At 69.8% G+C, this 26,772-nt stretch carries 18 protein-coding genes and 1 pseudogene; 9 read left to right on the forward strand and 10 right to left on the reverse strand.

Features of this window, described 5'->3' with window-relative positions; translation table 11 throughout:
• Positions 1-20 precede the first annotated feature (20 nt).
• Together ACV229_RS13645 and ACV229_RS13650 are read right to left on the reverse strand one after the other, a co-directional pair.
• Positions 21-1,571, reverse strand: a pseudogene (locus tag ACV229_RS13645) (DNA translocase FtsK); the annotation flags it as partial.
• Positions 1,572-4,815: 3,244 nt separating this feature from the next.
• Positions 4,816-5,361 carry an META domain-containing protein gene (locus tag ACV229_RS13650; RefSeq protein ID WP_448083649.1) on the reverse strand — a complete coding sequence of 182 codons (546 nt, stop codon included), beginning with the start codon at positions 5,359-5,361 and terminating at the stop codon, positions 4,816-4,818.
• A 264-nt stretch (positions 5,362-5,625) separates the two neighbouring features.
• On the opposite strand from ACV229_RS13650, the gene purT reads away from it, so the two are divergent.
• From purT to ACV229_RS13670, 4 genes are all read left to right on the forward strand, one after another.
• Positions 5,626-6,840, forward strand: coding sequence for a formate-dependent phosphoribosylglycinamide formyltransferase (gene purT, locus ACV229_RS13655; RefSeq protein ID WP_448083650.1), 1,215 nt, complete (start codon positions 5,626-5,628; stop codon positions 6,838-6,840).
• Positions 6,841-6,858: 18 nt separating this feature from the next.
• Positions 6,859-7,050 carry a DUF6726 family protein gene (locus ACV229_RS13660; protein ID WP_448083651.1) on the forward strand — a complete coding sequence of 64 codons (192 nt, stop codon included), beginning with the start codon at positions 6,859-6,861 and terminating at the stop codon, positions 7,048-7,050.
• A gap of 82 nt (positions 7,051-7,132) precedes the next feature.
• Positions 7,133-7,513: an MliC family protein gene (locus ACV229_RS13665; RefSeq protein ID WP_448083652.1), complete on the forward strand. Its 381-nt coding sequence runs from the start codon at positions 7,133-7,135 to the stop codon at positions 7,511-7,513.
• Positions 7,514-7,889: 376 nt separating this feature from the next.
• A complete protein-coding gene (locus ACV229_RS13670; protein WP_448083653.1) occupies positions 7,890-9,371 on the forward strand; it encodes a DEAD/DEAH box helicase in 1,482 nt (493 codons plus the stop codon).
• Positions 9,372-9,756: 385 nt separating this feature from the next.
• Here ACV229_RS13670 and gluQRS read toward each other — a convergent pair whose 3' ends face one another.
• Positions 9,757-10,650, reverse strand: coding sequence for a tRNA glutamyl-Q(34) synthetase GluQRS (gene gluQRS, locus ACV229_RS13675; RefSeq protein WP_448083654.1), 894 nt, complete (start codon positions 10,648-10,650; stop codon positions 9,757-9,759).
• Positions 10,651-10,669: 19 nt separating this feature from the next.
• A complete protein-coding gene (locus ACV229_RS13680; protein ID WP_448083655.1) occupies positions 10,670-11,524 on the reverse strand; it encodes a sulfurtransferase in 855 nt (284 codons plus the stop codon).
• Between the two features lie 239 nt (positions 11,525-11,763).
• On the opposite strand from ACV229_RS13680, the gene dnaE reads away from it, so the two are divergent.
• From dnaE to ACV229_RS13695, 3 genes are all read left to right on the forward strand, one after another.
• Positions 11,764-15,300 carry a DNA polymerase III subunit alpha gene (gene dnaE / locus ACV229_RS13685; RefSeq protein WP_448083656.1) on the forward strand — a complete coding sequence of 1,179 codons (3,537 nt, stop codon included), beginning with the start codon at positions 11,764-11,766 and terminating at the stop codon, positions 15,298-15,300.
• A 202-nt stretch (positions 15,301-15,502) separates the two neighbouring features.
• The gene (locus tag ACV229_RS13690; RefSeq protein WP_448083657.1) at positions 15,503-16,597 is read left to right on the forward strand and encodes a glycosyltransferase family 9 protein; all 1,095 of its coding nucleotides are present in this window, start codon (positions 15,503-15,505) and stop codon (positions 16,595-16,597) included.
• Between the two features lie 258 nt (positions 16,598-16,855).
• Positions 16,856-18,031, forward strand: a complete 1,176-nt coding sequence (locus ACV229_RS13695) for a glycosyltransferase family 9 protein (RefSeq protein ID WP_448083658.1) — start codon at positions 16,856-16,858, stop codon at positions 18,029-18,031.
• 41 nt (positions 18,032-18,072) lie between these two features.
• Here the strand turns inward: ACV229_RS13695 and ACV229_RS13700 are convergent, their stop codons facing one another.
• The 3 genes from ACV229_RS13700 to ACV229_RS13710 all read right to left on the reverse strand — a co-directional run bounded on the left by ACV229_RS13700 (position 18,073) and on the right by ACV229_RS13710 (position 21,249).
• Positions 18,073-19,353, reverse strand: coding sequence for an O-antigen ligase family protein (locus ACV229_RS13700; RefSeq protein WP_448083659.1), 1,281 nt, complete (start codon positions 19,351-19,353; stop codon positions 18,073-18,075).
• 133 nt (positions 19,354-19,486) lie between these two features.
• The gene (locus tag ACV229_RS13705) at positions 19,487-20,329 is read right to left on the reverse strand and encodes a glycosyltransferase family 2 protein (RefSeq protein WP_448083660.1); all 843 of its coding nucleotides are present in this window, start codon (positions 20,327-20,329) and stop codon (positions 19,487-19,489) included.
• A 167-nt stretch (positions 20,330-20,496) separates the two neighbouring features.
• Positions 20,497-21,249, reverse strand: a complete 753-nt coding sequence (locus ACV229_RS13710; RefSeq protein WP_448083661.1) for a glycosyltransferase family 2 protein — start codon at positions 21,247-21,249, stop codon at positions 20,497-20,499.
• A gap of 227 nt (positions 21,250-21,476) precedes the next feature.
• On the opposite strand from ACV229_RS13710, the gene msbA reads away from it, so the two are divergent.
• Positions 21,477-23,228: a lipid A export permease/ATP-binding protein MsbA gene (msbA, locus tag ACV229_RS13715; protein ID WP_448083744.1), complete on the forward strand. Its 1,752-nt coding sequence runs from the start codon at positions 21,477-21,479 to the stop codon at positions 23,226-23,228.
• A gap of 110 nt (positions 23,229-23,338) precedes the next feature.
• The gene (locus ACV229_RS13720) at positions 23,339-23,722 is read left to right on the forward strand and encodes an RcnB family protein (protein WP_448083662.1); all 384 of its coding nucleotides are present in this window, start codon (positions 23,339-23,341) and stop codon (positions 23,720-23,722) included.
• Between the two features lie 97 nt (positions 23,723-23,819).
• Here ACV229_RS13720 and ACV229_RS13725 read toward each other — a convergent pair whose 3' ends face one another.
• From ACV229_RS13725 to ACV229_RS13735, 3 genes are read right to left on the reverse strand one after another with little or no spacing between them, the layout of a single operon-like run.
• Positions 23,820-24,380, reverse strand: coding sequence for an FUSC family protein (locus tag ACV229_RS13725; RefSeq protein ID WP_448083663.1), 561 nt, complete (start codon positions 24,378-24,380; stop codon positions 23,820-23,822).
• Between the two features lie 44 nt (positions 24,381-24,424).
• Positions 24,425-25,705: an MFS transporter gene (locus ACV229_RS13730; protein WP_448083664.1), complete on the reverse strand. Its 1,281-nt coding sequence runs from the start codon at positions 25,703-25,705 to the stop codon at positions 24,425-24,427.
• Positions 25,702-26,661: a PRC-barrel domain containing protein gene (locus ACV229_RS13735; RefSeq protein WP_448083665.1), complete on the reverse strand. Its 960-nt coding sequence runs from the start codon at positions 26,659-26,661 to the stop codon at positions 25,702-25,704. The genes ACV229_RS13730 and ACV229_RS13735 overlap by 4 nt, the downstream gene beginning before the upstream one ends.
• Positions 26,662-26,772: the final 111 nt, after the last annotated feature.

The following is a 26,772-nucleotide window of genomic DNA, read 5'->3' on the forward strand; positions in this document are numbered from 1 at the left end:
TGCGCCCCGAATGGCGGTGCTCAGTCGGCGGCGGGCGGCACCAGCACCTCGCGGCTGCCGTTGATGCCCATCGGTGACACGAGCCCGGCCGCCTCCATCTGCTCGACGAGGCGCGCCGCGCGGTTGTAGCCGATGCGCAACTGCCGCTGCACCGACGAGATCGACGCGCGCCGCGTGCGCACGACGAATGCGACCGCTTCGTCGTACAGCGGATCCGCCTCGGCGTCCGGCGCGTCGCCGAACAGGTCCTGCGATGCGCCTTCCGATGCCGGGCCGTCGAGAATCCCTTCCTCGTACTGCGGCTCGCCGAACTGCTTCAGGTATTCGACGATCCGGTGCACTTCCTCGTCGGCGACGAACGCGCCGTGCACGCGCTGCGGATAGCCGGTGCCCGGCGGCAGGAACAGCATGTCGCCCTGGCCGAGCAGCGACTCCGCGCCCATCTGGTCGAGGATCGTGCGCGAATCGATCTTCGACGACACCTGGAATGCGACCCGTGTCGGGATGTTCGCCTTGATGAGGCCCGTGATCACGTCGACCGACGGACGCTGCGTCGCGAGGATCAGGTGGATGCCGGCCGCGCGCGCCTTCTGCGCGAGACGGGCGATCAGTTCCTCGATCTTCTTGCCGGCGACCATCATCAGGTCGGCGAGCTCGTCGATCACGACGACGATCAGCGGCAGCGTCGACAGCGGTTCGGGATCCTCCGGCGTCAGCGAGAACGGGTTGCCGATCTTCTTTTCCTTCGCCTCGGCGTCCCGGATCTTCTGGTTGAAGCCCGCGAGATTGCGCACGCCGACGGCCGACATCAGCCGGTAGCGCTTTTCCATCTCGCCGACGCACCAGTTGAGTGCGTTCGCGGCGAGCTTCATGTCGGTGACGACCGGTGCGAGCAGGTGTGGAATGCCTTCGTAGACCGACAGCTCGAGCATCTTCGGGTCGATCATGATGAGCCGCACGTCCTCCGGTGTCGCCTTGTACAGCAGCGACAGGATCATCGCGTTGATCGCGACCGACTTGCCCGAGCCGGTCGTGCCGGCGACGAGCATGTGCGGCGCCTTCGCGAGATCGGTGACGATCGGGTGGCCGGTGATGTCCTTGCCCATCGCTATCGTCAGCTGCGAGGCGGAGTGCTGGTACTGGCGTGACTCGAGGATTTCCGACAGGCGGATCATCTGGCGCTTCGCGTTCGGCAGCTCGAGCCCCATGCAGGTCTTGCCGGGAATCGTCTCGACGACGCGGATCGACGTGAGGCCGAGGCCGCGCGACAGGTCCTTCATCAGGCCGACGATCTGGCTGCCGCGCACGCCGAGCGCGGGCTCGATCTCGAAGCGCGTGATCACGGGGCCGGCCGACGCGCCGACGACCGTCACGGGCACCTTGAATTCCTGCAGGCGCTGCTCGATCACCTGGCCGGTCTGCGCGAGAAGCTCGTCGCCGATCGTCTCGATGTCGCCGGACGCCGGTTCGAGCAGGTCGAGCGTCGGCAGCTCGATGCTGAACGCCGCGGGCGCGTGGAATTCGAACGCGTTCGGCCGCGGCTGGCGAGCCGGGACATCCGCGGGGGCGTCGGGCGCGGCAGGGGCCGGCATCGTCTGGGCGGTCGCGCCGGGGAGCGCCGCCGCGGGGAGCGCCGGCACGGCCGGAGTCGCCGCGGTAGAGGCCGGTGCGGGCGGTGCCGTCACGTCCGGAATGGCGGTCACGGACGGTGCGACCGGCAACGCCGTGCCGGGAATCGCGGCAGGCATGACAGCGGTCGTCGCGACGGGGACTGCCGGCGTCGGCGTCGCGGGCTCTGCTTGAGCGGCGACTGCGGGGGGCAGCACCGCAGGGGCCGTCACACCCGCTGCTCCGATCGTCGGCGGGGCGGGGACGGCGGGAGCAGCGGTTGCTCCGGTCGTCGCGGCAGGTGTCGTCACCGGGGAAGCCGCCGTGATCGGCGTCGCAGGAACCGAGATGGCGGCGGGCGTCGGGGCAGGCGTTGTTGCGCCAGCGGCTGGTGTAACCGGTGTCGAGAAATATGCGGGGGCCGCTGTCGCAGCTGCCGATGTGACAGGTGTTGTCGTCGCGGAAGGCGTCGCGATGACTGGCGCGACGGCAGGCGAGGGCGAGGCGGTCGCCGTTCGAGCCGGCGTCTGCGTGAGCCCGGCTGCGGGCGTCGGTGCGTTCGTGACAATCGTGCCAAGTGGTTGCGCCGGCGCATCTGCGGCAGGAACCTGTGGGGCTGCGCCCGGTGCCGCGAACTTGAATTCGACGGGCGTAGACGTCGCGGTTGCGACGGTCGGTGACGGCGCGGACGCGGGCTGCTGCGCAAATTGCGGCGCTGGCGGCACCGTATGCGTAGCGCCGGCTGCGTTTGCTGTCAGCGGCCGCGGTGCGACAGGTGTCGACGTCGTCGAAGCGGCGCCGGCAATGGGCGCAACTGCCGCCGCACCGGCGGCTGGCATCTGTACGGTCTTGACGACTGATGCGATACCGTCTTCGCTTGCAGTCGGCGCAGTTGGCGCCGTTGCTGCAAATGGTGCGGTCGGTGCAGCGGCGGCGGGCAGCGTCTTTTCGCTGGTCGCATTCGCCGTCGAAGCGAGGGCAACAGCAGGGCCGCCCGCGATTGCTTCGGTGCTTGCCGCGGCAGCGCTCGCAGCGGCCGGCGTTGCACCGGATGCGGCCGGATCGACGCTCGAGGTTGCGAGCGACGGTGCGCGAATGACCGCGTTTTCCGGGTTGACATCGGTCTCCACCGGGGCAGCCGGCTTCGTTTCGACCGGAGTCGACGCGACTGTGCGCAGGCTGTCGGTCGCGCCGGCCAATACCGGATTGTCGGCACCGGAGACAATCGTCGACGGTAGCGCTTCGGGGTCGCGCGTCGACGAAGCGCTTTCGGACGTGGTGCCGAAGTGATCCGGGCTGACCGACTCGCTTGCCTTCAGGGTCGCGGGTTCGCTCGATGCTGCGCCGAACGGCGATGCGCCGGTTTCCGCGGCAGTCGACGGAGCGGTGCCTGCGTACGGAACGGCCGACGACGTGCCGGCGGCCTTTGCGTCAAGCGCGGCAGCCGCCGTGCCGGCGATGTCTTCCCAAGGGGCGAGATCCACTGGCGTGTCGGCATGCGAGGCGAACGGCGAATCGAGCGCCGCACGTGCCGCACGCGCGTCGACGTCCTGATCGTGTTCCACCGCGGCCAAGGGTGTCACGCCGGCGTCATGCGCAACGGCCTCGTGCGTATTGTGCGTATCGTCGACAGCCGTGGTCGAAGCCACAGCTTCCGTCCCGGCGCCAGCTTGAGCGCCAAGCCAGTCGTCCTTGAGCAGAGGGCCGTCATCGACCGGTGCGAACGCGGGCAAGGAGATCGGCGCGTCGTCTTGCGCGGGTGCCGTGTCGTCATGGGCGGCGATGCCGGCGTCGCGCGCATCAGTGCGCGGCGGAACCGAAACCGCCCAGGCCGATGCAGCAGGTTTCATCGAAGTTGCCGTACCAGCCGGAACGGCAGCCGCGCCGGCGAACGGCACGGCGGCGTGCGCGGCTTCGGCGGCGGCAGCGGTACCGGCGGCCGCAGCGCTACCGGCGAGCGTCGTCCATTGCGCGGTGCTGGCCTCGATCGAGCGCAGCGTTTCGTGAACGCTCGGTGCCGGCGCGATCGGGGCGGCAGGCTTCTCCGCCCACGCATAGAGCGGCGCGCGCGCGGGCGTGGCGGCCGGCCGGCGCCGCGGATCCGCGGGCGGCGGCGAGGCCGGCGCCGTCCCGGCGGCCGGACGCGTCACCGGCCGTGCCGGTGCCTGGCTGGCCGAGCGGGGCGCGACAGTCGCGCGCGGTACGGCCGGTTGCTTGAGCGCTGCCATCGCCGGACGCGCCGGCGTCGCCGGTTGCGGCCGTGCGCGAGCCGGTTCGAACACGACCGGGGCCGGATCGGGGCGCGGGGGCGCCAGGCTTGCCGCGGCGCGCGCCGCTTCGGCTGCGGCGTTGGCGGCCGCCACCGCGCTCGTGCTGCCCGCGGTGGGTACGGGCCGGTTCGCCGCGTTCGGCTTCAGCCAGCCTGCGGGCGCGACCGGTTCGGCGAGCGGCCGGGGCGCGGCCTGCGCGCGCGTTTTCACGGGCGCCTGCGGATCGGGTTTCCACAGCGTCGGGCGTGCAAACCGACCGTTCTGGCGGGGCGCCATCGAATTGACGGTGTGTGCGGTGGTCGGCTGCACATCGCCCGCGCGGCGCACGCGGCGCTCGTCGTCGCGATGCAGCGCGTTGCGCGGCAGGTCGGCGACGCTGCGGGTGTCGTCATCGTCGCCGCGCGCAAGGCTGAGCCCGAACGACGTGTCGAGCCACGCGGCGACGCGCTGCCAGCCGATGCCGGTCAGCCACGGCAGGCCCGCAAAGAACAGCACGACCATCGCGAGCGGCGTGCCGATGTGGCCGAGCACGCGTTCGAAGCCGGCCGCGAACGCATGGCCGAGCAGATTGGTGTCGGGGCCGGACAGCGCGCTCGTCAGCGTGCAGCTCGCGACGAACACGCTCGCGAACCCGAGCCAGAGCCGGATCGAGCCGCGGCCGGCGAGCCCGCCGCCGCCAGGCAGCAGCGCTTGCGCGAGGCGCCAGATCAGAAGGATGAACCAGACGGCGGAGACGCCGAACCAGCCGAGAACAACCGTGTGCATGCTTGAAACAGGAATGGGGCGGGGAGCGCGATGCGCGACCCGCCGAGTTTAACCGGCCGACGAAGAAGACTCTAAGGCATTGCGCAGCAGAGCAGGCGCGCCCGCGGGCAACGTGCGGCGGGATGCGGTCGGCGCACCGTCCCGCGCGCGCATCGTCCGCGCGCGAACCGTGTTAAGGGCCGCGGCGCGTGAACGTCAGCGTCGCGCCGTCGGCGGTGACGATCTGCAGCTGCTGCGGCGCGCGCATCTGCACGCCGGCCTTCGCGATGTGCGCGAGCGCGTCGAGATACGCATGCTCGAGCTGGCCGCCGGGCGTGCCGGTGCAGGCCATCCGCGTGCCGGCGAGCGGGCCGAAGCTCAGCACGCCGTTCTTGATGTCGTAGGTGCCCATGTAGCGGTTGCAGCCGGAGTACCCGGACGCGTGGCGCATGCCCGATTCGGTGGACAGCGCAAGCTTGATCGGTTCGCCGTTGTCACCGTGCGGGATCGCGCGCGGCGTGCCGTCGGCGTTCTGCCAGCCGGTGAGTTCCCAGCTCGTGTCGTCGAGCAGCTGGACCGCGGCGGGGTTGAACGGATCGGGGGCGGGAGCGGCGGCGTCGGGATGAGTCGGCATCGAGCACGCGGCGAGAAGCGTGGCGAGCGTCAATGCGCCGAGCGGCGCGCGCAGCGGGCGAAACAGGCGAGTGCGCGTGCGTGCGACTGCGGTCGGGTGGGGCATGAGCCTCGTTCCTCATCATGTTCTGAACAAGGCGTAAGAGTAACGCACTCGCCGCGCGTCAGGCGAGGCGACCATCCGCGCGAGAATTCGTTCGCAGCCCGCCGGCGCGACGCGCGAGCGCGACGCGAAACCGGCACGAGATCGACGCGCGATCGACGCGCGATCGACACGAAAGCACGACCCAAAAGCAGCCGGACCGGCGCCGATGCGCGTGTTAACATCGCAGTCGTTTTCGACCTCCAACCTGAAGCGGGAAATCATCACATGCAGATCGGTCAGCGGCTCGGTACGCCGCTTTCGCCCTCGGCCACGCGCGTCATGCTGCTCGGCGCCGGCGAACTCGGCAAGGAAGTCATCATCGCGTTGCAGCGCCTCGGCGTCGAGGTGATCGCGGTCGACCGCTATCCGGACGCGCCGGGGCATCAGGTCGCGCATCGCGCGCACGTGATCGACATGACGGATGCCGCCGCGCTGCGCGCGCTCGTCGAGACCGAGCGTCCGCACCTGATCGTCCCCGAGATCGAAGCGATCGCGACCGACGCGCTCGCGGCGATCGAGGCGGCGGGCGTTTCCGAGGTAATCCCGACCGCACGCGCGACCCAGCTCACGATGAACCGCGAGGGCATCCGCCGGCTCGCCGCCGAGGAGCTCGGCCTGCCGACTTCGCCTTACGCGTTCGCGGAATCGTTCGACGCGTTTCGCGCGGCCGTCGCGAAGATCGGCATGCCGTGCGTCGTGAAGCCGGTGATGTCGTCGTCGGGCAAGGGGCAGTCGGTCGTGCGCAGCGACGCCGACATCGAGCCTGCGTGGCAGTATGCGATGGCGGGCGGACGCGTGAATCACGGCCGCGTGATCGTCGAGGGGTTCGTCGATTTCGACTACGAGATCACGCAGCTCACGGTCCGCGCGATCGACCCGGCGACGGGCGACACGCGCACCTATTTCTGCGAGCCGGTCGGCCACGTGCAGGTCGCGGGCGACTACGTCGAGTCGTGGCAGCCGCAGCCGATGTCCGCGACGGCGCTTGCGCGCTCGCGCGAGATCGCGCACAAGGTGACCGAGGCGCTCGGCGGCCGCGGGCTGTTCGGCGTCGAGCTGTTCGTGCGCGGCGACGAGGTCTGGTTTTCCGAAGTGAGCCCCCGGCCGCACGATACGGGCCTCGTCACGCTCGCGTCGCAGCGCCAGTCGGAATTCGAGCTGCATGCGCGCGCGATTCTCGGCCTGCCGGTCGACCCGACGCTCGGTTCGCCCGCCGCGTCGGCGGTGATCTACGGCGGGCTCGACGAGCGCGGCATCGCGTTCGAAGGCGTGCGCGACGCGCTGGCGGTGCCGGGCGCCGACCTGCGCCTGTTCGGCAAGCCGGAAAGCTTCGCGAAGCGGCGCATGGGCGTCGCGCTCGCGACCGGTGCCGACGTCGACGAGGCCCGCGCACGCGCGAAGCGCGCGGCCGCGGCGGTCAAGCCCGTATCGGCCCGCTGACGGCAGGAGGAGCATGCGATGCCGACAACCTGTTTACTGCGACGCATCGCGCGCCTCGGCGCTGCGTTGACGCTCGCCACGAGCGTCGCGGGCTGCGGCCTGGCCGCCGCGCCGTGCCGGATCGCGTCGGCCGGGCTCAAGATCGTGCCGGTCGTCGGCCACATCGCCGCCGCGCCGACCGACGCCTGCGCGGACGTCGTCGATCCCTGACCGCCCCTGACAACCCCATACGACGATAACCGGCGCGCCCGGGCGGGCGCGCTTTCACACTACGTCTCGTGAGAGGACCTGCATGATTCGTCAAACCCTCGCCGCGCTTGCGCTGGCCGGCCTGTCCGTATCCGTCGCGCATGCCGCGCAGCTGACCGTCGAGGAAATCGACGCGGACGCGCGCCAGACGGCCGTCTACCAGTGCGCGAACCAGACGCAGCCGGTGCGCGTGTCGTACTGGCTCGCGGGCAACGGCCAGAGCTTTGCGCTCGTGCCGGTCAACGGCCAGCGCCTGCTGTTCGTCGACACCGTGTCGGCGTCCGGCGTGCGCTACCAGGCCGGCCGCTACACGTGGTGGACGAAGGGCAAGGAAGCGACGCTGCGCGACGAAATCGCCGACCAGAAGGCGCCGCCGCTGTTGTCCGACTGCGTGCAGGTCGAGAAGAAAAAGAAGAAGGGCTGAGCGCCGGCCGGCATCCCCGAATTCATGTGCCGGCGCGGCGCGCCGGCGCCGGTGCGCCACGCGTTGGCGCCGGCCACCGGACTGGCTTCGCGCCGTCTGCCGGAACCGGTCGGCGGTGTCGGCGCGTCGCGTCAGCGAGGCTGTCACGGACAGATAGCTGCGCAGTGCTACAATACGGCCCTTTCCGCCGGCATTCGCGCCGAACGGAGTCCGCACGGCCTGGGGCCCGGCGTTCGAATGAACCGGTCCCAAGCGCCAGAGCGGCGCCGCGCGGCGCGCCGCGGCTCCGTCTACTTCCGAAATGTGATTCGCGCAGGCCCGCCGGGCCGGCCTGACGCGTGATGTCCCCGCCGCGCCTTTTGAGCGAAACGCCACCATGTCCGATTCTGTCGCCAAGCCAGTCGACGCAACCTTCGATCAATTCGGCCTTGCCGCCGACATCCTGAAAGCCATCTCGGAGCAGGGCTACACGACGCCAACGCCGATCCAGGCGCAGGCGATTCCGGTCGTGCTCGCCGGCCGCGACGTCATGGGCGCCGCGCAAACCGGCACCGGCAAGACCGCGAGTTTCTCGCTGCCGATTCTCCAGCGCCTGCTGCCGCAGGCCAACACGAGCGCGTCGCCCGCCCGCCATCCGGTGCGCGCGCTGATTCTGACGCCGACCCGCGAACTCGCCGACCAGGTCGCCGCGAACGTGCATGCGTACGGGAAGCACACGCCGCTGCGCAGCGCGGTCGTGTTCGGCGGCGTCGACATGAATCCGCAGATGGCCGAACTGCGCCGCGGTGTCGAGATCCTGATCGCGACGCCGGGCCGCCTGCTCGACCACGTGCAGCAGAAGACCGCGAACCTCGGGCAGGTGCAGATGCTCGTGCTCGACGAGGCCGACCGGATGCTCGACATGGGCTTCCTGCCGGACCTGCAGCGGATCCTGAACCTGCTGCCGAAGGAGCGCCAGACGCTGCTGTTCTCGGCGACGTTCTCGCCGGAAATCAAGAAGCTCGCGTCGACCTACCTGCGCAATCCGCAGACGATCGAGGTCGCGCGCAGCAATTCGACGAACGCGAACGTCACGCAGATCGTCTACGACGTCGCCGAGGGCGACAAGCAGGCGGCTGTCGTGCAGCTGATCCGCGACCGCGGGCTCAAGCAGGTGATCGTGTTCTGCAACAGCAAGATCGGCGCGAGCCGGCTTGCGCGCCAGCTCGAGCGCGACGGCGTGGTCGCGTCGGCGATCCACGGCGACAAGTCGCAGCTCGAGCGGATGCAGGCGCTTGACGCGTTCAAGCGCGGCGAAGTCGAGGCGCTCGTCGCGACCGACGTGGCCGCGCGCGGCCTCGACATCGCCGAGCTGCCGGCCGTGATCAACTTCGACCTGCCGTTCAACGCCGAAGACTACGTGCACCGGATCGGCCGCACGGGTCGCGCGGGTGCGACCGGTGATGCGCTGTCGCTGTGCAGCCCGAACGAGCGCAAGCAGCTCGCCGACATCGAGAAGCTGATCAAGCGTCCGCTCGAGATGCAGACGCTCGCGCTCGACAAGCCGGCGCGGCATCGCCACGACGAGCGCAGTGGCGAACGGGGCGGCGAGCGCGGTGGCGAGCGAGGCGGCCGCCGCGAACGCGACGAGCATCGCGGCGGGTCGGGTCGCCGCCCGGCAGGCGCGGAGCGCGGCGGGTACCACCACCGCCGCCACGAGGCGCCGATCGACGACTTCTTCCTGAAGCCGTACGAGCCGTCGGCGCCGGCGAAGCAGCCGGAAGAAGTGAAGTCTGCGCAGCCGGAGAAGAAAGGGCCGAAACGGCAGGTCGCCGCGCTGCTCGGCGGGTTCGGGATGCCGCGCAAGCCGTCGGCATAAGCGGTCGGCGCGAGACGCGCGCGTATTGAGGAAACGGGTGCATGCGGTGAGCATGTGCCCGTTTTTTATTGGCGAAGAGGAGCTGGGAGAGGCGGCACGTTCACGGCGTCTGGCCGGGCGACATTGGCGTTGCGATGCGATCCGGCGGGCGGGCGGCAAAGGGCGAGCGGCGAGCGGCGAGCGGCGAGCGGCGAAGGGCGAACGGGCGAAGGGCGAAGGGCGAAGGGCGAAGGGCGAAGGGCGAAGGGCGAAGGGCGAAGGGCGAAGGGCGAAGGGCGAAGGGCGAAGGGCGAACGGGCGGAATGCCGCAGCGGCCCATATTGCGCGTAGCCGTCATCATCGGCGCGGCTCCGCGTCGACGGTCGGACGCGGCACCCGATCGCCTCTAACCGGCCTGCGGCCCGAAGCGCCGCGCCCACGCGGCCGTCGCGGCCCCGTAGAACGACGCCAGTGTCGTACCGGTCAGCTCGCCGTCCGGTGCAAGCCCCAGATGCGCGGCCGCGGCCTTCAGCGCCGGCAGCGGATCGTCGCGCTCGAGCGCGATCGCGCCGGTCTGCTTGCTGAGCTTTTCGCCGTTCGCGTCGACGACGACGGGCACGTGCAGATACGACGGTGTCGGCACGCCGAGGCAGCGCTGCAGGTAGATCTGGCGCGCGGTCGAATCGAGCAGGTCGGCGCCGCGCACGACGTGCGTGATGCCTGCATCGGCGTCGTCGACGACGACTGCGAGCTGGTACGCCCACAGGCCGTCGGCGCGCTTCAGCACGAAGTCGCCGACCTCGGTCGCGAGATTCTGCGATTGCGTGTGCTGCCAGCGATCGTCGAACGTGACGATCGCCGCATCGCCGTCCGGCACCCGCAGCCGCCACGCGCGCGCGGGCTTGCCATGCAGGCCCGACCGGCAGGTGCCCGGGTACGCGAGCGTCGTGTGGCGTTCGTGCGCGGCGCGCAGCGAATCGGCGATTTCCTTGCGCGTGCAGCCGCACGGATAGACGCGCCCCGTCGCCATCAGCCGTTCGAGCGCGGCCGCATAGGCCGCTTCGCGTGCGCTCTGCCACACGGGCGGCTCGTCCGGCGTCATGCCGAAGTGCGCGAGCGTCGCAAGGATGTCGTCGGCCGCGCCGGGCACCGTGCGCGGCCCGTCGATGTCCTCGACGCGCACGAGCCAGGCGCCGCCGTGCGCACGCGCATCGAGCCAGCTCGCGAGCGCGCCGACGAGCGAGCCGAAGTGCAGCGGGCCGGTCGGCGACGGCGCGAAGCGGCCGCGATAGCCGTTCATCGGAATCCGCGGCGCTCGCTCAGGCCGTGCCAGCAGCGGTCGCGCAGGCCGGGCAGGACTGGCCGGGCACGTAGCTCGGCGATTGCTGCGCTTCGGGCGTCACGACCGCACGGCACGCGAAGCAGGTGACGTTCTCGGTGGGCTCGAGCTGCGGGTTCAGCGCGGTGCGGTAGTCGAACACGAAGCAGTCGCCGTGATAATGCGCGCCGCCGACTTCCTCGAAATACTTGAGGATCCCGCCCTCGAGCTGGTACACGTTGTCGATGCCGATGTCCTTCATGTGGATCGCGGCCTTTTCGCAGCGGATCCCGCCCGTGCAGAACGACACGACTGTCTTGCCTTCGAGGTCCGCGCGGTTCGCGTCGATGACTTCCGGGAATTCGCTGAACTTGTCGATCCGGTAGTCGAGCGCATTGTCGAACGTGCCGACGTCGACCTCGAACGCATTGCGCGTGTCGAGCATCACGACCGGACGGCCCGCGTCGTCGTGGCCGCGGTCGAGCCATGCCTTCAGCGTGTGCGCGTCGACGGACGGCGCGCGGCCGAGTTCCGGCTTGATCGCCGGCTTCTTCATCGTGATGATCTCGCGCTTCAGGCGCACGAGCATGCGGCGGAACGGCTGCGAGTCGGACAGGCTTTCCTTGAACTGCAGCGTCGCGAACTTGCCTTCGAACAGCGGATCGTGGCGGAGGTAGTCGATGAATGCGTCGGCCGCATCGCGCGGGCCGGCGATGAACAGGTTGATGCCTTCCGGCGCGAGCAGGATCGTGCCGCGCAGGCCGAGTTCGTTGCAGCGGGCGGTGACGAGGGGGCGCCATTGTTCGGTCGCGTCGAGCGATACGAAGTGATAGGCAGCGAGATTGACGATACTCATGATGGTCGGACGAGAAAGCGGCCGCGCGGTGATCGCACGGAGGCTCGCGAAATAGGGGTGCGAGCCGGGCGAATTGGCGGGCGGATAAGTCGAAAACCCGTATTATCCCGCAAACCGGGCGCGATCCGGCAGCAGGCCGTCCGGCCAATGGCGCGGCGCGTGGTCGCGCACCCTGGCCGAACGGCCAGCGCGGGGATTTTTTGGGCAGCCTGCGCGGCGACGCGGCTACAATAGCGCCCATGTCAGATCCCCGCTTCGTCCATCTTCGCGTTCACTCCGAATTCTCGATTGCCGACGGCATCGTGCGTCTCGACGACATCGTCAAGGCGGCGGCCGCGGACGGTCAGGGCGCGCTCGCCCTCACCGATCTCGGCAACGCGTTCGGCCTCGTCCGTTTCTATTCTGAAGCCCGCGGCAAAGGCATCAAGCCGATCGCCGGCTGCGACGTCTGGATCGCCAATCCGGACGACCGCGACAAGCCGTCGCGGCTGCTGCTGCTCGTCAAGGACAAGCGCGGCTACCTGAATCTCTGCGAGCTGCTGTCGAAAGCGTGGCTCACGAACCAGTACCGCGGCCGCGCCGAAATCGACGCGCAATGGCTCGACACCGAGCTCGCCGAAGGGCTGCTCGCGCTGTCGGGCGCGCAGCAGGGCGACATCGGCCTCGCGCTCGCGGCCGGCAACGAGGAAGCGGCGCGCCGTCACGCGGCGCGCTGGGCGAAGGTGTTCCCGGGCGGCTTCTACATCGAACTGCAGCGCTACGGCCAGCCGGGCGCCGAGGCGTACATCCAGCAGGCGGCGACGCTCGCCGTCGAGATGAAGCTGCCGGTTGTCGCGACGCATCCGACGCAGTTCATGACCGACGACGATTTCACCGCGCACGAAGCGCGCGTGTGCATTTCGGAAGGCGACATCCTCGCGAATCCGCGGCGCCAGAAGCGCTTCACGACCGATCAGTACTTCCGCACGCAGGACGACATGGTCGCGCTGTTCGCCGACCTGCCGTCCGCGGTCGCGAACACGGTCGAGATCGCGAAGCGCTGCAACCTGAAGCTCGAGCTCGGCAAGCCGAAGCTGCCGCTGTTCCCGACGCCGGACGGCATGTCGCTCGACGACTACCTGATCCAGCTATCGAAGGAAGGGCTCGAAAAGCGTCTCGAGCAGCTGTATCCGGATGCCGCACAGCGCGACGCGCAGCGCGACACGTACTACAAGCGGCTCGAATTCGAGTGCGGGACCATCACGAAGATGGGCTTCCCGGGCTACTTCCTGATCGTGGCCGACTTCATCAACTGGGCGAAGAACAACGGCGTGCCGGTTGGCCCCGGCCGGGGTTCGGGCGCCGGTTCGCTCGTCGCGTACGCGCTCGGCATCACCGATCTGGATCCGCTGCGCTACAACCTGCTGTTCGAGCGCTTCCTGAACCCGGAGCGGGTATCGATGCCCGACTTCGACATCGACTTCTGCCAGCACGGCCGCGATCGCGTGATCCAGTACGTGAAGGAGAAATACGGCGCGGATGCGGTGTCGCAGATCGCGACGTTCGGCACGATGGCCGCGAAGGCGGCCGTGCGCGACATCGGGCGCGTGCTCGATCTCGGCTACATGTTCACCGACGGCGTCGCGAAGCTGATCCCGTTCAAGCCGGGCAAGCACGTGACGATCGCCGACGCGATGAAGGAGGAGCCGCAGCTCCAGGAGCGCTACGACCACGAGGACGAAGTCCACCAGCTGCTCGATCTCGCGCAGCGCGTCGAAGGCCTGACGCGCAACGTCGGGATGCACGCGGGCGGCGTGCTGATCGCGCCCGGCAAGCTGACCGACTTCTGCCCGCTCTACACGCAGGGCGACGACGGCGGCGTCGTCAGCCAGTACGACAAGGACGACGTCGAAGCTGTCGGCCTCGTGAAGTTCGACTTTCTGGGCCTGACGACGCTGACGATCCTCGACTGGGCCGAGCGCTACATCCGCCGGCTCGATTCGACGAAGGCCGACTGGTCGCTCGCACAGGTGCCGCTCGACGATCCCGCGTCGTTCCAGATCCTGAAGAAGGCCAACACGGTCGCCGTGTTCCAGCTGGAAAGCCGCGGCATGCAAGGCATGCTGAAGGACGCGCAGCCCGACCGCTTCGAGGACATCATCGCGCTCGTGTCGTTGTACCGTCCGGGCCCGATGGACCTGATTCCGAGCTTCTGCGCGCGCAAGCACGGCCGCGAGAAGGTCGACTACCCGGATCCGCGCGTCGAACCCGTCCTGAAAGAGACCTACGGCATCATGGTCTATCAGGAGCAGGTGATGCAGATGGCGCAGATCATCGGCGGCTACTCGCTCGGCGGTGCGGACTTGCTGCGTCGCGCGATGGGCAAGAAGAAGCCCGAGGAGATGGCCAAGCACCGCGAGATCTTCGCGGAAGGGGCCGCGAAGAACGGCCTCGCGCGTGAGAAGTCCGACGAGATCTTCGACCTGATGGAGAAGTTCGCGGGCTACGGCTTCAACAAGTCGCACGCGGCGGCCTATGCGCTGCTCGCTTACTACACCGCGTGGCTGAAGGCGCACCATCCGGCCGAATTCATGGCGGCCAACATGACGCTCGCGATGGACGACACCGACAAGGTGAAGATCCTGTTCGACGACTGCGTCGTGAACAACCTTGCGGTGCTGCCGCCGGACATCAACCAGTCGCATTACCGTTTCGAACCGGTCGCGGAAGCGGACGGCAAGCGCTCGCGCACGATCCGCTACGGGCTCGGCGCGGTGAAGGGCAGCGGCCAGAACGCGATCGAGGAAATCCTGCGCGCGCGCGAGGAAAAGCCGTTCTCCGACCTGTTCGACTTCTGCGAACGGATCGACCGGCGCGTCGTGAACCGCCGCACGATCGAGGCGCTGATCCGCGCCGGCGCATTCGATTCGCTGAATGCGAACCGCGCGCAGATGCTCGCGTCGGTGCCGCTCGCGATGGAAGCGGCGGACCAGGCCGAGGCGAACGCGATGCAGGCGGGCCTGTTCGACATGGGCGCGGAGTCGCCGCACGCGCATGCGCTCGTCGACGAGCCCGCGTGGGACGACAAGCGCCGTCTGCAGGAAGAGAAGGGCGCACTCGGCTTCTATCTGTCCGGCCACCTGTTCGACGCGTATCGCGACGAGGTGCGTCGCTTCGTACGCCAGAAGGTCGGCGAACTGAAGGAAGGGCGCGACAAGCTCGTCGCGGGCATCATCGCGTCGCTGCGCACGCAGATGACCCAGCGCGGCAAGATGCTGATCGCGCTGCTCGACGACGGATCGGGCCAGTGCGAGATCACGATCTTCAACGAGCAGTTCGAGGCGAACAAGGCGCTGTTCAAGGAAGACGAGCTGCTGATCGTGCAGGGACAGGCGCGCAACGATGCATTCACGGGCGGCATCCGCTTCACGGCCGACACGGTGATGGACCTCGAACGCGCGCGCAGCCGCTACGCGCAAGCCGTGCGGCTGACGATGAACGGCAATGCCGATGCGGCCGCGCTGCGCCGCGTGCTCGAGCCGCACGTATCGAAGGACGAGCCGTCCGCGGCGAGCGCGCCCGAGGCGCCCGCGCCGCGCGGCGGCGGGCGCGATGGCGGCCGCCGGCAACCGCCACCGCCGCTGCCGAGCGGTCTTGCGGTGCAGATTCACTACAGCAGCGCCCGCGCACAAGGCGAGATGCGGCTTGGCGATGCATGGCGCGTGAAGCCGAGCGACACGCTGCTCGCGGAGCTGCGGGCGGCGTTTGGCGGCATGACCGTCGAGATCGCGTACTGATCGGCCGGTGCCCGCGCGCCCGCGTCGCGGCGGCCACGCGGCAGCGGCGCCGGCAACAGGCACTTGGGCGCGTCACGCGGTCGCTATACAATCCGTCGCGTGTCGCGCCTGCCGGCGGTGTCTGCCGGCAGGCGGCACGGGTGCAAACGGCCGTCCCGGCGGGTTGCACACGCTCAAAACGATCAGACCGCCAACGACAAGAATGGCCAACGACAACCCGACGCGGCGGATCCTCGTGATCCGGATAGATTTTCTGGGCGACATGCTGTGCACGACGGCGTTTCTCGGCGCGCTGAAGCAGCGCTGGCCCGGCGCGGAACTGCACGTGGTCGCCAACACGTACAACGCGGCCGTACTGTCCGGCAATCCGGACGTGCACACGGTGCACAAGTACGTGTACAGCCGGCAATGCGAGCGTAACGACCGGCCGGGGCGCTGGCGGGCGATCGTCGACCGGCTGCGGCTCGTGCGCCGCCTGCGCCGCTTGCGCTTCGATCTGGTGATCGTCCCGAATGGTGGGGCGCACCGGAGCAGCGTGCAGTTCGCGCGGCAGGTCGGTGCGAAGGATTGCCGCTGGCACGACGCCGGGTCCGAATTCGACGACCGCAAGCCCGAGCATGTCCGCACGCGGCCGATGCGCCACGAAGCGCTGTCCGGGTTTCAGCTCGTTCCCGAGCTGGCGTGTACCGATATCGAAGGTCTCGCACTGTCCGCCTATCCGGATCGCGCGCGGCAGGACGCCTGGCATCGCCTGCTCGGGCCGCGTACGCAGCCGCGGATCGGCCTGTTCGTATCGAACAAGGCGGCGGAGCGGCGCTGGAGCGCAGACAAATGGCGGGACCTGAGCCGCCGGCTCGGCGGGCTCGCCGACGTGGTCGTGTTTCGCGATCCCGCCAGTGCGGACGATCGCGAAGCGTGGCGCGACGTGGCCGCGCAGCATGTTGCGCCGTCGTCGGTCGCCGACCTGATTGCCGCCGTGAGCCTGCTCGACGTCGTCGTGTCCGCGGACAGCGCGCCGGTGCATCTCGCGTCGGCGCTGGGCGTGCCGGTCGCCGCGTTGTTCGAGGACCGGCCGGAGAAATACCTGCGCTGGCATCCGCTCGGCGTGCCGCACGTGATCCTGCGGGCCGGCGGGGCGGTCGACGCGATCGGCGTCGATGCGGTCGAGCGGGCGGTCGGTCATCTGCTCCGGCAAACCGAGCGTGGCGAAGCTCCGGCTGCCGACCCGCTCGTCGACCCGGTTCGCGGGACGCCGGTGCCGCCCGGGACGACCGCGCTCGACACGGCCATATCGTAACCCTCGCGTAACCATCGCGTAACCCGCGATCGCTTGTCGCTGCACGGCGCGCGGGACAGCCGCCGCGCCGCGTGTCGTGCGTGACCCGGGCAAACTCGACCGGACGATGTCGAACCGCGTCCGGTCAACCCAGGCCCGCCAGGCCGGGGACCGTACCCCGCTCGCGCTGCATCGCCGCCCACACGGCCCGAGCCGGTTGCCGCAAAATCCTGTACATTGCCAGCCTTGTTCGCCAGCCAGATAGACGGATCGATTGCCGTGGCCCTGTTTTCTTCCGCCCGCCCGCCCAGAACCATCCTCGTCGCCGCACCGCGCCGCATCGGCGACGTGTTGCTGACGACGCCGCTCGTGCGCTCGCTGAAAGCCCGCTGGCCGGATGCGCAGATCGACATGCTGGTGTTTCGCGGTACCGAGGGCGTGCTCGAGCACAATCCGGACGTGCGTCGCGTGATCGTCGTCGCGCAGCGCGCCGGGTTCGGTGAACGGCTGCGCGACGCGCTGTCGATGTGGCGCCGCTACGACCTCGCGTGCGCGGCGCTGAGCTCCGACCGGCCGCGCTTCTACAGCTGGTTCGCCGGCCGCAAGCGGGTCGGCATCGTCGATCCCGACCGTGTCACCTGGCTGACCCGGATGATGCTGCACGGGATCGCGATCAACCATCACCAGTCCGCGCACACCGTCGTGAGCACGCTGGCGCTCGCCCCGGTCATCGGCATCGAGCCGGTCTCCGAGGTCGTTGCGCCCGGCATCGGCGACGATCCCGCGCGCCGCGCACGGTTCGACGCATGGCTCGCCGAGTCGCCGGCGGTGCGCGACGGCAAGCCGCTCGTCGTCCTGCATCCGTACCCGATGTTCCGGTACAAGCAGTGGCGGGCCGACGGCTGGGTCGAGATGATCGACTGGCTGCGCGCGCATGGATTTGCGGTCGCGCTGTCCGGTGGTCCCGCGCAGGGCGAGCGCGATTACGCGGCGCAGGTGGCGGCCGCCGCGGGCGGCGACGTGCTGAATCTCGTCGGCCGCCTCACGTTCGGCGAGAGTGCGGAACTCGTGCGGCGCGCGCAGCTCTTCATCGGGCCCGACACGGGCGCGACGCATGTCGCCGCGGCGACCGGCACCAACACGATCGCGCTGTTCGGGCCGTCCGACCCCGTACGCTGGGGGCCGTGGCCGCAGCACTGGCCCGCGACCGAGAATCCGTGGCCGCTGCGCGGCTCGGGCCGGCACGGGAATGTCTATCTGCTGCAGGGAGAGGGCGATTGCGTGCCGTGCCGGCACGAAGGCTGCGAACGCCACGTCGAAAGCCGCAGCGACTGTCTCGTCAACCTGAGCGCACAGCGCGTGAAGGCCGCGGCGGCCGAGATGCTCGGGCTGGACGCGCCCGACGCGGCGGCCGTCGTCGACACGTCGCGGCTGCGCCGCGCCACATCGGACTGAGGGGCCGGGCGGCGGTCAGCCGCCGGCCTGAGTGAACGGCGTCAGGCGCTGCGCCGGATCGCCGACGTCTCGCGCGGCAGCGTGTCGCCGCGCGCGCCGCAGCCGAGCAGGATGCCCGCGAGCAGCACGATCAGGTGCCCTTCGGCGAAATCGAGCAGCAGCGAATTCGCGAAACTGGCGATCGTGAAGATCGCGAGCCACGCGAGCAGCAGGTGCCGCGAGCGTGGGTCGAGCGCGCGGCTGCCGCGCGCGATCTGCACGATCAGGTTGACGAACAGCAGCAGGCCGACCGAGCCGAGCTGGACGGCCATCAGCAGGTATTCGTTGTGCGGGTTCGACGTGAGCTGGCCTTCGGCAGCGGTCTTGCCTTGCGCGAGCTTGTTGAACTCGAACTCGAGGCCGCCCGCGCCGTAGCCGATCACGGGCCGGGCCTGGAACAGCTCGAGTCCCTTCTTGTACCACTCGAGCCGCAGGCCGGTCGACGTGATCGCGTCCGTCTGCTGGTACTCGCGCACTTCCGACACGACCTTCACGAGCCGGCCGCCATGGATCGTGCACGCCGCCACGACGAGCGCCGCGCCCGCCACGACGAGCGCGCCCGCGGCGAGGCCCGCGCGCAGCGGCGAGCGCTTGCGCAGCACGAGCACGAACCGCACCGCGACGACGAGCATCAGCAGCAGCGCGATCACCTGGCCCGTGCGTCCCTGCAGCATCACGAACACGTTGACGAGCGACCACGCGGCGACGCCGGCGAACGCGGCGCGGGAGAGCGCCGTGCGGGCCGAAAGCGCGAGATCGGCCGCCTGGTAGAACAGCAGCGCGCCGAACATGCCGGCCGCGATGTGATTCTTGAACACCCACGCGCGCGACAGCGGCAGCTCGGTCGCATGCGCGGGCCCGATCGCGGTCAGCCCGAGGTAGTTGGTCGTCGACAGCACGAGGATCACGCACAGCGTGCCGAACCAGCAGCGCCGCACGATCGGCGCCCAGTTCGACTGGCGGAACGCGAGCGCGGCGAACGGCAGCAGCAGCAGCTTGTCGTACTTGGCGACCCAGCTCCACGCCTTGTCGTGCGGTGCGACGGTGTACGCGACGCTGGCGGCCAGCGCGGCCATCAGGAGCAGCGCCGCGAGCGACGCAGGCTGCGTGACGAACGAGCGGAGATCGCGCCAGAACTCGGGCGTGGTGACGAGCGCGACGGCGAACAGCGCGCAGAACACGTTCGTCAGCGCGGTGGAGACGGGCACCATGCACAGCGCGGCGACGGCGAAGGCGCGGGCGGCGGTCAGGCGCCGCGAGGCGGGAGCGGAAAACGAAAGCATCGAAACCTGTCGGATGGGCGTTTGCGGCATGCGGGCACCATGCTGCGCGCCGCGGTCCCGGCGGCACAGGCCAGGACAAACTGCGGAGTATACGCGAACCGTCGCGCGTTTCCGCACGGTTTCCGGGGACGTATCAGCTGAACGCGCGTTTGATCCGCGAGCGCAGCAGCGCGCGCTTCAGGCGGCCAGCGACAGCCGGCGTGTCGAGCGCGACGCGCGTGCCGGCCGCTTCGCCGCGGTGCAGGTAATAGCGGTCGAAGGTCGCCTGCGTCATGCCCCATTTGTTGAGGAACTGGCGGCGGCCGTCGTTCTTGACGATCTTGCCGGTGCTCTTCTGCTGGAAGTGGTAGACGAGGCTTTCGCCGACGCCAAGGAAGATCCGGCAGCCGGCGTCCCAGAATTTCATCGAGAAGTCGTTGTCGCTGCTCATGCCGGGCGACAGTTCGCTGCTGTAGCCGCCGATCCGGTTCCACCAGTCGCGGTGCACGAGGGTCGGCGGCCAGGTCGAGCCGAGCCAGTCCGCGCGCGCGAGCGTCGGGGCGGCCGCGACGAGGCCTGCCGCGTCGAAATGCTCGGCGTCACGGCCGAAATCGCTGACGACGACGCACGGGTTGCGCGTGTCGACCGGCTCGACCATCGTGCCGGACAGCATGAACAGGTCGGTCGGCATCTGCTCGATGCGGCGCACGAGCGCCGCGTCCCAGCCGGGGCAACAGAACATGTCGTCGTTCATGTAGACGACATAGTCGCGCGTCGCGCGCGCCGCGGCGAGGTTCACCGCGTGGCAGATGCCGATGTTGGCGGGCGACGCCGTGTACTCGATCCCTTCGCTGCGGACCCAGTCGAGCGTGCCGTCCGAGCCGTCGTTCACGTGCACGATGATCTGGTGCGCGTACGCGGAATGCCGGCGCAGGCTGTCGACGACGAGCTTGAGGTACGGCAGGTTGTTCCAGGTCGGGATGATGATGGAGAACATGGCGGTCGGAATCGGTGGTCGTCGTGTCGGGCGGCGCGCGGCGTCGCCGGTGGGCTCGGCGGTGCGAGCGCCGCGCGGGCAGGCCGGCATTGTAACGTCCCGGCGGCCGTGCGCCGCGGCGGCCTGGCGCGCCGGCGGCCCTGGCAGGCCGCCGGCGCGCAGGCGCGTCAGCGCGCGGATTCGTGGCCGAGCTTCAGGAAGCGGTAGTAGACGGTTTCGGCGTTGAACACGGCGATCATGAAGCCCGCGCGCCCGTCGAGAAAGCCGCGCCGCAGCACGTAGGTCCGCACGAACGCCCACAGGCCGCGGGCGACGGCCTTGCCGAAGCCGCCGCGCTGGCCGGCCGCGCGGCGCTGCCGGGCGCCCGCGGTCGAATACGCGTCGAGCTTGCGCACGACGGTCTCGAAATCCTCGTACGAGTAGTGCATCAGCTTGCCGGCAAGGCGCTGCGCGGGGGTGTCGAATACGAGGCGCTCGTGCACGAGGTCGTCGGAGAAGCGTGCCGCGCCGCGCCGGAACAGGCGCGGCACCCAGTCCGGATACCAGCCGCTGTGGCGGATCCACTGGCCGCAGAAGCTCGACAGCCGGTCGAGCGCATAGACCTGCGCGGCCGGCTGGCGGATCGCCGCGCGGATCGATTGCGCGAGTTCCGGGCTGACGACCTCGTCGGTGTCGAGCGACAGGATCCAGTCGGTGGAAAGCGCGGCGAGCGCGCGGTTCTTCTGCGGGCCGAAGCCCGGCCAGTCGCGCTCGACGATCACGCGCGCGCCGTGCGCCTGCGCGATCGCGACGGTGTCGTCGGTGCTGCCGCCGTCGATCACGACGACGTCGTCGGCGAACGCCAGCGCGTCGAGACACTGCGCGAGCCGCGCGGACGCATTGAGGGCGATGAGGGCGACGCCGAGGGTGGGTTCTGCCATGAAATCGTCAGAGGGATGGAGGACGCGGTGAGCGGCAGTATACCCGCGCGCCGGCTGCCCGCCGGCGTCGGCGGCGGCCATGCCGGCATGGGCTGTGCGGCTATAATGTTGGGCCTTTTCGGCACCCGCCCGGCGGGGTCGGATTCCCGGGCCGATGTCGTCCCCGGGCGCCGCGCCGCGGCTCAAGAAGGATTGCCTTGGATACTCAGAACACGCTTCGCAAACCCATGGACGCGTCCGGCACGTCGCCGGTGACCGTCCTCAAGCGCCTGTGGCCGTACATCAAGCCGCTGCTCGGCGTCGTCGTGCTCGCCGTAATGACGATGGGCGTCGTCGCGGCGACCGAAGCCGGGATTCCCGCGCTGCTCAAGCCGCTGCTCGACCACGGCTTCGGCTCGCACGGCAGCGACCGCGCGAAGTGGTACGTGCCGGCCGCGGTGATCGGCCTCGCGCTCGTGCGCGCCGTGTCGCAGTACGCGTCGAACTACCTGCTCAACTACGTCTCGAACCGGATCCTGCTGCAGCTGCGGCTCGAGATGTTCCAGCGGATGATCCACACCGGCGCGTCGTTCTTCCAGCGCGAAACCGCGAGCACGGTGATCAACGCGATCGTGTTCGAGGTCAACCAGATCCTGTCCGTGCTGACGGGCGTGATGGTCACGCTCGTGCGCGATTCGCTGACGGTGATCTTCCTGCTCGGCTACCTGTTCTACCTGAACTGGCGGCTCACGCTGATCGTCGCGGTGATCCTGCCGGGCATCGGCTGGCTGGTCAGCAAGATCAACCGCCGGCTGCGGCGCCTGAACCGCGAGCACCAGACGCTCACCAACGAGCTGTCGTACATCGTCGAGGAGACGGTCGGCGGCTACAAGGTCGTCAAGGTGCACAACGGCGAGTCGTACGAGATGGACCGCTTCACGGCGATGAGCAAGCGCCTGCGCGGCTATGCGATGCGCATGACGGTGTCCGGCGGCCTCGCGCAGCCGCTCACGCAGTTCCTCGCGTCGATCGCGCTCGCGGTCGTGATCACGATCGCGGTCGTGCAGTCGTCGAACGACCAGACGACGGTCGGCGGCTTCGTCGCGTTCGTCACGTCGATGCTGCTCGTGATCTCGCCGCTCAAGCACCTGATCGACGTGAACCAGCCGCTGCAGCGCGGGATGACGGCGGCCGAGCTGATCTTCGGCCTGATCGACGAGCCGGCCGAGCCGCAAGGCGGCGGGCGGCCGCTGCCGCATGCGCGCGGCGAGATCGAGTTCCGCAACGTGTCGTTCGATTACGGCGTATCCGAGCGGCCGACGCTCGACCGGATCTCGTTCAAGGTCGCGCCGGGCGAGATGGTCGCGCTCGCCGGGCCGTCCGGCAGCGGCAAGACGACGCTCGTGAACCTGCTGCCGCGCTTCTTCGACCCGACGGGCGGGGCGATCCTGCTCGACGGCGTGCCGGTCGCCGACTACGACATCCATGCGCTGCGCAGCCAGATGGCGATGGTCAGCCAGGACGTCGTGCTGTTCAACGACACGATCGCCGCGAACGTCGCATACGGCCAGACGCCGGACCGCGCGCGCGTGCAGGCCGCGCTCGAGGCCGCGAACCTCGCGGACGCGGTCGCCGCGATGCCCGACGGGCTCGACACGATCGTCGGCGGCAACGGGATGCGGCTGTCCGGCGGCCAGCGGCAGCGCCTCGCGATCGCACGCGCGATCTACAAGGACGCGCCGATCCTGATCCTCGACGAAGCGACGTCGGCACTCGACTCCGAATCGGAGCGCCACGTGCAGGCGGCGCTCGAGCGGCTGATGGAAGGCCGCACGACGCTCGTGATCGCGCACCGGCTGTCGACGATCGAGCGCGCGGACCGCATCCTCGTGCTCGAGGCCGGCAAGATCGCCGAAGAGGGCAGCCACGACGAGCTGCTGCGCGTCGGCGGCCTGTACGCTCACCTGCACCGGATCCAGTACCAGCAGCAGGCGGCCTGACAAGCGCGCGGTGCGGGCGCCGCGCGCGTTTGCATCATGCCGGTGTGCTAGTCTTCACTGCGCAAGCCGCAGGCGTTTCGTTCGACGTGACAACACGGAGGGAAGGCACGATGAAGAAGATGCACGGCATGATGTTGGCTGCACTGATCGCGGCGGGTTTCGCCGCGCCGCTCGCGATGGCGCAGGACCATGGTGACCATAACGACCAGGGCGGCCCCGCGATGCACCACGACCATGGACCGAAGCGGATGCCGCCCGGCCACGCGATGCATCAGGAGGAGGACGTGCCGCCGCGCTGGGCTGACGAGCCGCATCGCGACTGGCACAAGGGTGACCGGCTCCCGCCCGAGTTCCGTGACCGCCAGTATGTGGTCGAGGACTGGCGCGGCTATCACCTGAGCGCGCCGCCGCGCGGCTATCAGTGGGTCGGCATCGGCGGGGATTACCTGCTCGTGCAGATCGGCTCGGGTCTCGTATTCCGGGTCGGTCCGTAACGTTCCCGATCATCGTGTCGCCGGGCGCTGCGCGCCCGGCACGCGTCGACATCATCCCGCCGACCAACAGCGGACATCGCACCGCCGCGCCACCGCGCTACGCGCGTCTGAACCAGCGCCGCTCGATCCTCGACATCCCCCAGCACACGCCGAGCGCGCATACCGTGCCGAGCGTCACTTCACCGAGCCGCACGAGCGGAATGTCCCACAGCGGGCCGCTGCCCGGAAACAGCATCACGATCGTCGCGGTGACGCCGCCGAGCCGCGCCGCGCTGCCGACGTTCAGGCACCAGCAGCTGACGATCACGACCGCGACCGCGACCGCATAGGCGAGGATGTCGTGGCCGCCGCCGACCGCCGCGCCCGCGAAGCCGAGCACGCCGCCGACCATCGCGCCGACGAACTGGTCGCGCGACAGCGACATCGTGTCGGAATAGTTGTGCTGGGTGACCGCGATCGCGGTGATCGCCGCCCAGACGGCCTGCTCGGTGTGCAGCGCGCGGCCGATGCCGTACGCGAGGCATGCTCCGCAGACGGCCTGCAGTGCCATCAGGCCGCCTTGCGCGAGCCGCTCGCGCAGCGACAGTCCCTTGAACAGGTCGAAGATCGATTGCTGGATCTGCTGCCGGGTTTCGTTGAGTGTCCTGAGCGTATTCATCGGGTTGCCGTCATGAATCGGGGGAATCGCGGGGCGTGCCCGCGTCAGTGTGCTTCCTCGGGCGCCTCGGCAGCGGGCGCCTCGGCCGCATCGTCGCCATTCTCGACGCGCGTCTCCGGCATGCCGAGCCACACCAGCAGCACCGCGAGCGCGCCTGCGGCGGCGAGCCCGAAGAAGCTGACCGCATTGCCGAAGTGATCGGCGACATAGCCGGCCGCTGCCGTGCTGAAGGTTGCGCCGATCCCCGCCGCAAGGCCGAACAGGCCGATGCACAGGTTGTAGCGGCCTTTGCCGCCCGCGACGTCCGCGGCGATCAGCGGCAGCATCACGCCGAACACGGCGGCGCTGATGCCGTCGAGCATCTGCACCGGCACGAGCAGGTACGGGCTGCTCACGCCGGCGAACAGCAGCGCGCGCACCGGCAGCGCCGAGAAGCCGAGCAGCAGGATCGGCCGGCGGCCCCAGCGCTGCGCGGAGCGGCCGACCCACGGCGACAGCATCGCGACGATCGCCTGCGGCACGATGATGCACGCGGCGATCACGAGCTGCACGTTGTCGCCCATCCCGGCCGTCACTTCGCCGGCCGCGAGGTTGAGCATCGCCGCGTTCGACAGGTGGAACAGCACGACGCACGCGGCGAAGATCAGCATGCGCCGGTCGCGCAGCAGTTCGAGCAACGTCTCGCGCCGTTCGCCGTCGGCGTCGTCCTGTTCGTTGTCCCTCGCGCCATGCCGGGGCCCGCCGTGCGGGATCACCGTATGGGTCGGCTGGATCATCGCGAGCGCGAAGAGGGCGGGCAGCGCGAGCACCGCGGTCAGCCAGAACACCGCGCGCGCGGAGAAGTATTCGCCGGTGAGCCCCATCAGGCCCGCCGCGACCGCGCTGCCGATCGACGCCCAGCGCGCGTTGCGGCCGAGCCGGTCGCCGAGGTCCGCGCGGCCGACGAGCGCGAACGAGATCGCGGCCATCGCCGGCACGAGCATGCAGCTCGCGAAGCCGTGGAACACCTCGGCCGCGATCACCGGCACGATCGTCGGACTCGTCGCGAGCAGCACCGCGGACAGGATGATCGCCGCGATCGCCCACGCGGCCGCGCCTTTCTTGTTCTTCAGCGCGTCGACGGCCGCGCCGCCCGGCACCTGGCTCACCATTGCGCTGATCGTGCCGATCGACAGCACCATGCCGATCTCGCCCTGCGTCCACTTGTGCGATGCGAGGTACGAAGCGATGAAAGGACCGAAACCCGTTTGAACGTTTGCGACGAAGAAGTTGAGCCAGTCGAGGGCCCGCAGACTGCGCACGCTGACGGAATGCTGGATCGTCATCGTGCGGCACTCGCGGAAGACGCCGGCGTGGCGGCGGCGGGCGGCGATACCGCGACGACCGGCTTGTCGGCCGCGTAGGGCGGCGACGCCTTGATCTGCGCGTCGTTCAGGTCGAGCAGCGGGTGCAGCGCCTGGTCGCGCGTGACGAAGCGCAGCGCGGCCCAGTTCGCGGCGATCGTGCGGCCGTTCGGGTCGACGAGGCCGCCGAGATCGAGCACGATCGCCTGCGGCTGCGCGTCGCGGTCGATCAGCACGTCGACGACGCGGCCGATCTTCGCGCCGTTCGGCCGCTCGACGTCGCTGTCGAGGATCGGCAGGCGCGTCGCGGATGGCCCGGTGCCCGGGCCCGAACGCGGCAACGTCTTCGGGCGGGCGGCAGGTGGCAGCGCACCCGGCGGCACGTCGAGCACGATCGGCTCGCGCTTGCTGCCGGGCGTGAAGCGGAACACGTTCCACGGGAAGCTGACCTTGCGGTCGCCGACGCCCATGAAGCCCTGCAGGTTGACGATCATTTCGCGCGGCTTGCCGCTTGCGTCGGTCACCATGTCGATCGCGCGGCCGATCACCTTGCCGCCGCGCCGCTGCACCTCGCTGTCGAGCAGCGCGTGCAGCTGGTTGCGGTCGAGCGTGCGCGTCGCGATGAGCGGCGCCGGCGCGGGCGGCGCGGGCGGCGGCGAGACGGGACGCTGGACGGGCTTCGGCCGGACGGGTTCGCGGGGCGGCTTTTTCGGCGCCTCGGCACCAGGCGCGACCGGCGCGGGCATGGGCGGCATCGTGAGCGGCTCGCCGGCGGTCTCTTCGACCGGTTCGACGAGTGCCTCGCTGATCGGCGCGGGCGGGTTCTGGGTCGGCAGCAGCCCGCAGCCGGACAGCAGCGCAGCGGCGGCGAGGGCGAGGAAGGCTGTCGAGGACGGGAACGACATGCGGGACGCGGGAAGCGGATATCCGCCGCTCATTGAAACTCACTCCAAGGGTCGGGACGTGCGCGAATGCACGTGGCTGGCGATGGACGGCGGGTGCGGGCGGCGCACCACGCGAGGGGAGAGTTTAACGTGTCTCGCGGGAAA

Source organism: Burkholderia sp. MR1-5-21 (assembly GCF_053427715.1).

Excerpts from the sequence above, each read along its gene's own strand:
- ACV229_RS13650 (WP_448083649.1), bottom strand. The coding sequence starts at position 5,361 with ATGCCCCACCCGACCGCAGTCGCACGCACGCGCACTCGCCTGTTTCGC.
- purT (WP_448083650.1), top strand. The coding sequence starts at position 5,626 with ATGCAGATCGGTCAGCGGCTCGGTACGCCGCTTTCGCCCTCGGCCACG.
- ACV229_RS13660 (WP_448083651.1), top strand. The coding sequence starts at position 6,859 with ATGCCGACAACCTGTTTACTGCGACGCATCGCGCGCCTCGGCGCTGCG.
- ACV229_RS13665 (WP_448083652.1), top strand. The coding sequence starts at position 7,133 with ATGATTCGTCAAACCCTCGCCGCGCTTGCGCTGGCCGGCCTGTCCGTA.
- ACV229_RS13670 (WP_448083653.1), top strand. The coding sequence starts at position 7,890 with ATGTCCGATTCTGTCGCCAAGCCAGTCGACGCAACCTTCGATCAATTC.
- gluQRS (WP_448083654.1), bottom strand. The coding sequence starts at position 10,650 with ATGAACGGCTATCGCGGCCGCTTCGCGCCGTCGCCGACCGGCCCGCTG.
- ACV229_RS13680 (WP_448083655.1), bottom strand. The coding sequence starts at position 11,524 with ATGAGTATCGTCAATCTCGCTGCCTATCACTTCGTATCGCTCGACGCG.
- dnaE (WP_448083656.1), top strand. The coding sequence starts at position 11,764 with ATGTCAGATCCCCGCTTCGTCCATCTTCGCGTTCACTCCGAATTCTCG.
- ACV229_RS13690 (WP_448083657.1), top strand. The coding sequence starts at position 15,503 with ATGGCCAACGACAACCCGACGCGGCGGATCCTCGTGATCCGGATAGAT.
- ACV229_RS13700 (WP_448083659.1), bottom strand. The coding sequence starts at position 19,353 with ATGCTTTCGTTTTCCGCTCCCGCCTCGCGGCGCCTGACCGCCGCCCGC.
- ACV229_RS13705 (WP_448083660.1), bottom strand. The coding sequence starts at position 20,329 with ATGTTCTCCATCATCATCCCGACCTGGAACAACCTGCCGTACCTCAAG.
- ACV229_RS13710 (WP_448083661.1), bottom strand. The coding sequence starts at position 21,249 with ATGGCAGAACCCACCCTCGGCGTCGCCCTCATCGCCCTCAATGCGTCC.
- msbA (WP_448083744.1), top strand. The coding sequence starts at position 21,477 with ATGGACGCGTCCGGCACGTCGCCGGTGACCGTCCTCAAGCGCCTGTGG.
- ACV229_RS13720 (WP_448083662.1), top strand. The coding sequence starts at position 23,339 with ATGAAGAAGATGCACGGCATGATGTTGGCTGCACTGATCGCGGCGGGT.
- ACV229_RS13725 (WP_448083663.1), bottom strand. The coding sequence starts at position 24,380 with ATGAATACGCTCAGGACACTCAACGAAACCCGGCAGCAGATCCAGCAA.
- ACV229_RS13730 (WP_448083664.1), bottom strand. The coding sequence starts at position 25,705 with ATGACGATCCAGCATTCCGTCAGCGTGCGCAGTCTGCGGGCCCTCGAC.
- ACV229_RS13735 (WP_448083665.1), bottom strand. The coding sequence starts at position 26,661 with ATGAGCGGCGGATATCCGCTTCCCGCGTCCCGCATGTCGTTCCCGTCC.